The organism is Delftia sp. S65 (assembly GCF_016516495.1).
In the GTDB taxonomy this organism is placed as follows: Bacteria; Pseudomonadota; Gammaproteobacteria; order Burkholderiales; family Burkholderiaceae_C; genus Comamonas; species Comamonas acidovorans.
In genome coordinates, this window is sequence record NZ_JACVUR010000082.1 from 1 (window position 1) to 8,796 (window position 8,796).

Below are 8,796 nucleotides of genomic sequence, written 5' to 3' on the forward strand. Positions count from 1 at the left end.
GTCGGCCGCCGGGCCGAGACCCGGCCTCGAAAAACAACCACCCGGCAGGGGCAGAAACGAGCAACACCAGGGGCAGAAACGAGCAACACCAGGGGCAGAAACGAGCAACAGCAGGGGACGGCCCCGTTCAAGACTCCTTGAACAGCCTCTCCCCCACAAAATCCACAAACGCCCTCACCTTAGGCGACAACTGCCGACTCGACGCCCACAGCGCCGAAAACTGCCCCGTGTGCGTCAGGTCCTCCGCCAGCACCCGCTGCAGCTCGCCACGCCCCAGTGCATCCCGCGCCAGGAAGTCCGGCATATAGGCCAGCCCCATGCCCGCCACGGCCGCGCCCAGCATGGCTTCCATGTTGTTGCAGACCAGGGCGGCGGGCAGGTGGGGCGGCATGCCGGGCAGCACCCATTCCTCCAGCTTGCCGCTGCTCAGGAAGCGGTAGCGCAGGCAGCTGTGCTGTGCCAGTTCGGCGGGGGATTGCGGTATGCCTCGTGCCGCCAGGTAGTCGGGCGAGCCGGCCAGGATGAAGCGGAACGGCCCCAGCCGGCGCGCGACCAGGCGTGAGTCGGCCAGTTCGCCGCTGCGGATGACCACGTCCAGGCCGGCCTCGACCACGTCCACCAGGTGGTCGTTGAAGTCCAGGTCCAGGTCAACCTCCGGGTACAGGGCCTGGAACTCGGGCAGCACGGGCAGCAGGAAGCGGTAGCCGATGGTGGGCAGGCTCACGCGCAGCCGTCCGCGCGGCGCCTCGGCGGCGGCCTGCATGGTGGCGCGCGCATCGTGCAGTTCATCCAGGATGCGGCGGCAGCGCTCATGGAACAGCGCGCCTTCCTGTGTGAGCCGCACCTGGCGCGTGGTGCGCTGGAACAGGCGCAGGCCCAGCTGCTGTTCCAGCCGCGCCACGTTCTTGCCGACGGCCGAGGCCGAGATGCCCAGGGCGCGCCCGGCCTCGGCAAAGCTCAGCAGGTCGGCTGCACGCACAAAGGATTCGAGTCCGCTGAAGCTGTCCATGTCGATTGCCAACCTGGGGTTGGGAGTGTGGGGAGTCTGGCGCCTATTTTCACGGCATTGCAGCGCTTTTATCGTTCATGCATGCCTGGCCACGTGCGGCCGGGAAATTGCGAAAGCCTTGCCAACCATGTCCTCCTGCCTGACTTCTTCCCGCGCACCGGATGCGCTCCACGGTACAGCGCGACCGCATGCATCCCCGGTCTGGGTGCTGTTGTCGGTGTGCCTTGCGGCGCTGGCGATGCCGCTGAGCTTTACCGGGCCGGCCGTGGCCCTGTCTGCGCTGCGCGAGGCGCTGGGCGGCGGGCCGCTGGCGCTCAACTGGGTGACGAATGCCTTCATGCTGAGCTTTGGCGCCACGCTGATGGCGGCCGGCGCGCTGGCCGATCTGCACGGGCGGCGGCACGTTTTCCTGACCGGGCTGGGCGTGGTGCTGGCCAGTGCGCTGGCCCAGGCCTGCCTGGGCGGGCAGGGGGCCATTGTCGTGTTCAACCTGCTGCGTGCGCTGCAGGGCCTGGGCGCGGCGGCCGCGCTGGCGGGCGGCACGGCGGCGCTGGCCCAGGTGTTCGACGGGACGGCGCGCATGCGTGCCTTCAGTGGCGTGGGCACGTCGTTTGGCGTGGGCCTGGCCTTCGGGCCGTTGCTGTCGGGCTGGTTGCTGGGCGTGGCGGGCTGGCGCGGCGTGGTGCTTTGCGTGGCCGCCGTGGCGCTGGCCGCGCTGGTGCTGGGGCTGCGCTGCATGCCTCAGTCGCGCAATCCGAAGGCGCAGCGGCTGGACCGGGCCGGTGCGCTGCTGTTCACCGCAGCCCTGGCGCTGCTGACCTGGGGCGTGCTGCAGGGGCCGGAGGCGGGCTGGTCCAGCGGGGCGGCGCTGCTGCCGCTGGCCGGTGCCGCGCTGGCGCTGGCGGCCTTTGTGGCCGTGGAGCGGCGCGTGCAGCAGCGCACGGGGCAGCCCATGCTGGACCTGTCGCTGTTTCGCTATCCGCGTTTCGTGGGCGTGCAGTTGCTGGCGGGTGCGCCGGCCTATGCCTTCGTGGTGCTGCTGGTGCTGCTGCCGGTGCGCTTCATCGGCGTGGAGGGCATGGCGCCGCTGCAGGCGGGGCAGCTGATGTTTGTGCTGTCCCTGCCCATGCTGTTCGTGCCGTTGCTGGCGGGCTGGCTCACGCGCTGGGTTTCGGCCGCGCTGCTGTGCCTGGCGGGGTTGCTGGTTTGCGCGGCGGGCCTGCTGTGGCTGGGCGGGTGCGCGCCGGGCACGGCCTTTGCGCAGATGGCGCCCCCGCTGCTGCTGATCGGCCTGGGCATCGGGCTGCCCTGGGGTTTGATGGATGGCCTGGCCGTGAGCGTGGTGCCCAGCGAGCGCGCCGGCATGGCCACGGGAATTTTCAGCACGGTGCGCGTGGCGGGCGAAGGCATGGCGCTGGCGCTGGTGGGCGCGGGGCTGGCTGCATTGCTGGCATGGCGTCTGTCGGACCTGGCAGCTCAGGCGCCCCAGGCGGTGCAGGCGGTGCATGCCACCGGCCGCGCGGCGCAGTTGCTGGTGACGGGGAACATCGCCGAGGCCATGGCCCTGCTGCCCGGCCTGTCTGCACCCGCCGTGCTGGCGGCCTATGGCCAGGCCTTTGGCATCTTGCTGGATGTGCTGGCGGGCATCACGGTGCTCACGGCGCTGGCGGTGTACGGCTTCCTGCGTGCCGGGGCCCCCACGGATACCGGTACGGGCACGGACATGGCACATGCCTGACAATCGCGGGTTTCACTCAGCCGCCAGCCGCTTTTCGCCATGTCAGAGGAATCCCAGAACAACGCCCCCCAGACCCCCTATGAATGGATCGGCGGCGAGCCCAGGGTGCAGGCCCTGGTGGACCGTTTCTACGATCTGATGGACCTGGAGCCCGGCTATGCCGAACTACGTGCCGCCCACGGCAGCACCCTGGCCGATGCGCGCCAGAAGCTGTTCTGGTTCCTGTGCGGCTGGCTGGGCGGCCCGGACCATTACCAGGAGCGCTTCGGCCATCCGCGCCTGCGCATGCGCCACATGCCGTTTTCCATCGGCATCCTGGAACGCGACCAATGGGTGGCCTGCATGGACCAGGCCATGGGCGAGACCGGCGTGCCCGAGGATTTGCGCGTGCGCCTCAAGGCCAGCTTCATGAACACGGCCGACTGGATGCGGAACCGGTAGCAGCTGGCTGCCCCCGGCGCTGCTGAAAAAAAGGGCCGGCCCCCTGCAGGAGGCCGGCCCAAGCAGCAATCTGTTGGGGTTCAGAGCTTTTCGTCGCGCATGTAGTACCAGTGGTACAGGAACCGCTGCCCCAGCCGGCGAAACGGCGCAAACGCGGGCGAACGCACCATGTTGAAGACGTTCGGATACTCCAGCTCCGAGTTGTAGATGGGCAGCTCGAAGGTCTTGCTCTGGCGCCCCGAGATGCGCTCGGCCATGCGCCGGCCCGCGTGGGCCGAGAAGGAGACGCCGTTGCCGCCATAGCCCACGGCGTAGAAGATGCTCTGGGCCGGATCGGGCTGGAAGACGCGCGGCATCATGTCGTGGCTCACATCGACCCAGCCCCACCAGGAGTAGTCGATGGTGATGCCCTTGAGCGCCGGGAACTTGCGGTGCAGGCCGTCCACCAGCTTGGCCATGTGGATGGGGTTGGGCGCATCGGCACCCGTGACGGCGCTGCGGCTGCCGATCTGCACGCGGTTGTCGGGCAGGCGGCGGTAGTAAAAGCGCAGCGTGCGGGTGTCGGTGATGACCTGGGTGGTCTTGAAGCCCGTGGCCTCCAGCTCCTGCTCGGTCAGCGGCCGCGTGACCAGCGAGTTCGAGAGGATGGGCATGATCTTGGAGCGCAGGCTGCCATGCAGGGCATTGCTGGTGTAGCCGCCCGTGGCAAAGCCCACGGCGCGCGCGCGCACGGTGCCGCCGGGCGTGCGCAGGTGGTGCACGCCGTTGCGCGTCTCGACGTCCAGCACCGGGCTGGCCGGGTGCACCTTGACGCCCAGCTCCCGCGCCTTGCGCAGGTAGCCGAAGGCCAGCTTGAGCGGGTGCACGCCGATGCCGTCGGGCTCGTGCATGGCGCCATGGCTGTCGGCATCGTTCACATAGTCGCGGCGCAGCTCCTCGGGGCTGAGCATGCGGGCGTCGTAGCCGAAGACCTCGCGCATGATCTGGGTCTCGTTGCGCAGGAAGTCGAGTTTCTTTTCGCGGTGAGCGATGTAGAGGTGGCCGCCGGGCTGGGGCTCGCACTCGGGGAATTCGGCCACCAGGTCCTTGAAGGTCTGGAAGCCCTCGCGGATCTCGGCGTCGAGCTTGAGCGCCACGTCCTTGCCCCAGCGTGCGATCCATTGCGAGCGGTACAGGCGCCCGCTGGCGTTCTGCCCCTGGCCGCCATTGCGGCTGGTGCAGCCCCAGGCGGTCTGGTTGGCGTCCAGCACCACGGCGCGGATGCCGTGCTCGCGCGCCAGGAACAGGGCCGTGGCCAGGCCCGTGAAGCCCGAGCCGACGATGGCCACGTCCACGTCCATGTCGCCGCTGACCGGGCCGTCATCGTCTGGCGGGCGTCCCGCCGTGCCGACCCAGTAGGTGGGCGCATAGCCCGTGCCGTGGCCCGGGTTGGCGGCCACCAGCGGGTCGTACTGAGGGTCGTAGGGACGCAGGTGGCTGGGGCGGATGTCCTCGGCTTTCATGGCGGATGTCTCCTGGTGCGGCGGCTTGGGATCTGCCGCTTTTTGCTATGGATTCGGTGGAATGGGGCCAATGCCGGCAAGCCCTGCAAGGCGGTGCGCCGACGATGGAATCAGCATAGCCAGCAGGCCATGGAGCCAGTTAGCGCCACAGCCCAGCTTTCGATAGAGCCAGTGGCGGCCGGTGCGCGCGCCTGGACCTAACGATTGATGGCATCTGGTTCTAACGGGTCCGTGTGCCTGCTACCTACCATGGCCCATCGACATTTCGATGACGCGGTGCGGCGGCCCTGCCCGGGGCCCGGCGCCGTGGTACCCACCACAGACAAGGAGACAGCATGAGCGCAGACACCAACCCTCCAGATGCCCAGTTCCTGGCCCGCTTCGCCGAGGCCTGGAACCGCCACGACATCGAGGCCCTGATGGGCTTCATGGCCGATGAATGCGAGTTCCACGCCGTGGCCGGGCCCGATCTCATGGGCCGCAGCTTCGTCGGCCGCCAGGCGGTGCGCGAGGGCTTTCAGATGGCCTGGCAGGCCTTCCCCGATGCGGCCTGGCTCGATGGAGACCATTTCGTGCAGGGCGACCGTGGCGTGTCCGAGAGCACCTTCAAGGGCACCAAGGCCGACGGCCTGCGCGTGGAAGCGCGCATGGTGGATGTCTTCACCTTCAAGGACGGAAAGATCGCCGTGAAGAACGCCTTCCGCAAGGACCGCCCGCCGGTGGCGGCCGCCTGACGGCGCGGGGCCTTGCGGCCCCGTGCCACCGGGAACACCGGATACGCCACGGCAAGGCGCGCACCTGCGCAGCCACCACAACAGAGCATCAGCCGTGGCGCCTGAACGCAACAGGAGACAAGACATGATCGGACATCAGCAAGCCTCTTCGCCGGGGCTTTCACACGGGCTCAAACAGCGGCACATGACCATGATCGCCCTGGGCGGCGTCATCGGCGCCGGGCTGTTCGTGGGCAGCGGCGTGGTCATCAAGTCGGCCGGGCCGGCCGCGATTCTTTCCTTCCTCATCACGGGCCTGCTCGTGGTGCTGGTCATGCGCATGCTGGGCGAGCTGGCCTGCTCCATGCCCGGCGGAGGGTCCTTCTACGAATATGCGCGAGAGGCCTGGCGCGACCGCCCCGGCGTGGGCCGGCTGGCAGGCTTTCTGACGGGCTGGATGTACTGGTACTTCTGGGTCATCGTCGTGGCGCTGGAGGCCGTGGCCGGTGCCGACTTGGTGCGCTACTGGCTGCCCGATGTCCCCAACTGGAGCATCAGCCTGGTGCTGCTGGTGATGCTGACGCTGACCAACCTGGTCTCGGTCAAGTCCTTTGGCGAGTTCGAGTTCTGGTTCGCCTCCATCAAGGTGGCGGCCATCGTGGTCTTCCTGTTCGTGGCCGGCGTCTACGTGCTGGGCCTGACGCCTGCGTCGCAGGGCATGCACTTCGGCAACCTCACCGGCAATGGCGGCTTCATGCCCAACGGCATCGTGCCGGTGCTGACCGGGGCCGTGGCGGCCACGGGCTTTTACTTCGGCGCCGAAATCGTGACCATCGCGGCGGCTGAAACGGCCGAGCCGCAGAAGGCCGTGGCCAAGGCCACCAGCTCGGTGATCACGCGCGTGCTGGTGTTCTATGTGGGCTCCATCTTCCTGGTGGCCTGCCTGGTGCCCTGGAATGCGGTTGGCATCGCCACGCCGTATGTGAGCGCACTGAACACCATGGGCGTGCCGGCTGCCGCGCAGATCATGAACGCCATCGTGCTGACGGCCGTTCTGTCGGCGCTCAACTCGGGGCTGTATGCATCCTCGCGCATGCTGTTCGCGCTGACGCGGCGCGGCGATGCGCCCCAGGCGCTGGCCAAGGTCAGCCGCAACGGCGTGCCCACGCGCGCCATCCTGGTGGCCACGGTGTTCGGCTACGGCGCCGTGGTGATGTCCTATGTGTCGCCCGACAAGGTGTTCGCCTTCCTGGTCAATTCCTACGGCACGGTGGCGATCTTCGTCTACATCCTGATCGCCATCTCGCAGCTGCGCCTGCGCTCCCGCCTGGAGCGTGAGGCGCCGCACCTGCTCAAGGTGCGCATGTGGTGCTATCCGTACCTGACCTGGTTCGCCATCTTCGGCATGCTGTCCATCGTCATCGCCATGGCCTTCATTCCCGAGCAGCGCACACCGCTGGCGCTGGGCGTGGCCAGCCTGTGCATCCTGCTGCTGGCCTATGGCGTGCGGCAGTTCCTGCAGCGTGGCGTGGCGCCGGTGGTGTCCTCGCTGTCCGAGGCCGCGCAGCCCGAACCGCAGAAGTACTGACTCAGGGCGACGGGACCGGCAGGGCCGGTTCCGGCCACTCCTTGCGTTACTTCTCGGGCTGCTCCTCACGGATCGCATCGGCCAGGGCCTTCACGCCCTGGCCGATGTCGTTGGCGGGTATGGACTGGTAGCCCATGCGCATGTAGCTGCCGGGCGTGCCCGGGCGTGCGAAGAACACATCGCCGGGCTCGATGAGCACGCCGTGCGCTGCGGCGCGCTGCGCCAGGGCTTCGACAGGAATGTGGTCGGGCAACTGCACCCAGCACGAGCCGCCGCCGCGCACGGGCGTGATGCGGCAGCCGGGGGCATGCTCGGCCATGGCGGCCGTCAGCGCCGCGTGCCGCTCCTTCTGCGCCTGGGCCAGGCGCCGCTGCTGGGCCTCGTAGTGGCCCAGGGAGATGAACATGGCCAGCGTGCGCTGCACGAAGGTGGCGGGGTGGCGGATCATGAGCCGGCGCAGCGCGCGCAGCTCGCGTATCAGCTCGGGCGCAGCCACGATGTAGCCCACGCGCAGGCCCGGCGCCAGGCTCTTGGACAGGCTGCCCACGTAGATCACGCGGTTGCTGCGGTCCAGGCTCTTGAGCGCCGGAATGGGCTGGCCGTCGAAGCTGCTCTCGCTCTCGTAGTCGTCCTCGATGAGGATGATGTCGTGCGCCTCGGCCATCTCCAGCAGCGCCTCACGCCGCGCCAGCGGCATGGTCACGCCCGTGGGGCATTGGTGGCTGGGGGTCACGTAGAGGTAGTCGAGCTGGCGCAGCAGCGGCGTGACCGGCAGGCCCTGGCCGTCCACCGGCAGCGGGATGACCTGTGAAGTGCGGCTGCTGAAGATGTTGCGCGCGTCGGGGTAGCCGGGCTCCTCGATGCCCACGGCCGTGCCCTCGCGCATCAGCAGGTCGGCCACCATGTAGAGGGCGTGCTGCGCACCCACGGTAATGATCAGCTCGTCGGCCGAGGCCCAGACGCCGCGCCTGGGCAGGATCTTGGTCTGCACCTGCTGGATCAGCATCTCGTCGTCGCGCGCGATCTGGTCGGGCGCCCACTGGCGTATGTCCAGCACGCCCAGGGCCTTGAGGCAGCATTCGCGCCAGGCGGCCGTGGGAAACAGCTCCTTGTCGAACTGGCCGTACAGGAAGGGATAGGGGTAGCGCTGCCAGTCCTCTTCCTTGACGATGCTGCGCTGCTGGCTGGGCAGCAGCCACAGGCGCCGCGACCAGTCGGTGCGGCGGCCTTCGCCAGGCGTGCTGCTGGCCGCAGCGCCGCCCGGCGTGCGCCCCTTGAGTACGTCGGGATGGATAAAGTGGCCCTTGCGCTGGCGGCTCAGCAAAAAGGCTTCCTCGGCCAGTTGCTGGTAGGCCAGCACGACGGTGATGCGTGCCACGCCCAGGTGGCGCGCCAGCTCGCGGCTGGAGGGAATGGATTCGCCGGGTGCGAGGATGCCCGAGAGGATGGCATCGACCAGCATCTCGCGGATCTGGCCCTGCAGGCTCAGGGAGGGGCGGGCGCTGCGGCGAAACAGCTGCCCCCACATGGCGCCCTCGGGCGGTTGCGGCTGCATGGCCGCGCGCTTGTCTGTCATGTCTTGTCGTTCCCGCCGCTGCGGCGGGCCGCTCGCTGTGTTTGTCTCCCGCGCAGGTGCAGGGCAGGGCCTGCATCCGCGACCGGCCAATATAGGCCAGCCGGTGCGCCACGGGGCCCGGAGTTTGCGATGGTTGCAATTTTTGCGGAGAGGCCGGAAATTGATATACAATCGTTGTCTTGGCGGCTGTAGCTCAGCTGGATAGAGTACTTGGCTACGAACCAAGGGG

The 8,796-nt window shown here is 68.6% G+C and carries 7 protein-coding genes; 4 read left to right on the forward strand and 3 right to left on the reverse strand.

Features of this window, described 5'->3' with window-relative positions; genetic code table 11:
- Positions 1–127 precede the first annotated feature (127 nt).
- The gene (locus IAE24_RS29765; RefSeq protein WP_016450758.1) at positions 128–1,009 is read right to left on the reverse strand and encodes a LysR substrate-binding domain-containing protein; all 882 of its coding nucleotides are present in this window, start codon (positions 1,007–1,009) and stop codon (positions 128–130) included.
- Positions 1,010–1,136: 127 nt separating this feature from the next.
- Between IAE24_RS29765 and IAE24_RS29770 the strand changes: the two genes are divergently transcribed.
- Positions 1,137–2,747, forward strand: coding sequence for an MFS transporter (locus tag IAE24_RS29770; RefSeq protein ID WP_267908946.1), 1,611 nt, complete (start codon positions 1,137–1,139; stop codon positions 2,745–2,747).
- Positions 2,748–2,786: 39 nt separating this feature from the next.
- Complete coding sequence (locus tag IAE24_RS29775; protein ID WP_034367729.1) at positions 2,787–3,188, forward strand: group II truncated hemoglobin; 402 nt, start codon at positions 2,787–2,789, stop codon at positions 3,186–3,188.
- Between the two features lie 80 nt (positions 3,189–3,268).
- Here IAE24_RS29775 and IAE24_RS29780 read toward each other — a convergent pair whose 3' ends face one another.
- Complete coding sequence (locus IAE24_RS29780; RefSeq protein ID WP_199962531.1) at positions 3,269–4,690, reverse strand: NAD(P)/FAD-dependent oxidoreductase; 1,422 nt, start codon at positions 4,688–4,690, stop codon at positions 3,269–3,271.
- Positions 4,691–5,025: 335 nt separating this feature from the next.
- Here IAE24_RS29780 and IAE24_RS29785 point away from each other — a divergent pair, with 335 nt between their 5' ends.
- Positions 5,026–5,424, forward strand: a complete 399-nt coding sequence (locus IAE24_RS29785; protein WP_013803799.1) for a nuclear transport factor 2 family protein — start codon at positions 5,026–5,028, stop codon at positions 5,422–5,424.
- A gap of 124 nt (positions 5,425–5,548) precedes the next feature.
- On the forward strand, positions 5,549–6,991 hold the full coding sequence (locus IAE24_RS29790; RefSeq protein WP_012203946.1) for an amino acid permease: 1,443 nt from the start codon (positions 5,549–5,551) through the stop codon (positions 6,989–6,991).
- Positions 6,992–7,037: 46 nt separating this feature from the next.
- Here IAE24_RS29790 and pdxR read toward each other — a convergent pair whose 3' ends face one another.
- Entirely contained in the window at positions 7,038–8,567 is a 1,530-nt protein-coding gene (gene pdxR / locus IAE24_RS29795; RefSeq protein WP_199962530.1) for a MocR-like pyridoxine biosynthesis transcription factor PdxR, read from the reverse strand.
- Positions 8,568–8,796: the final 229 nt, after the last annotated feature.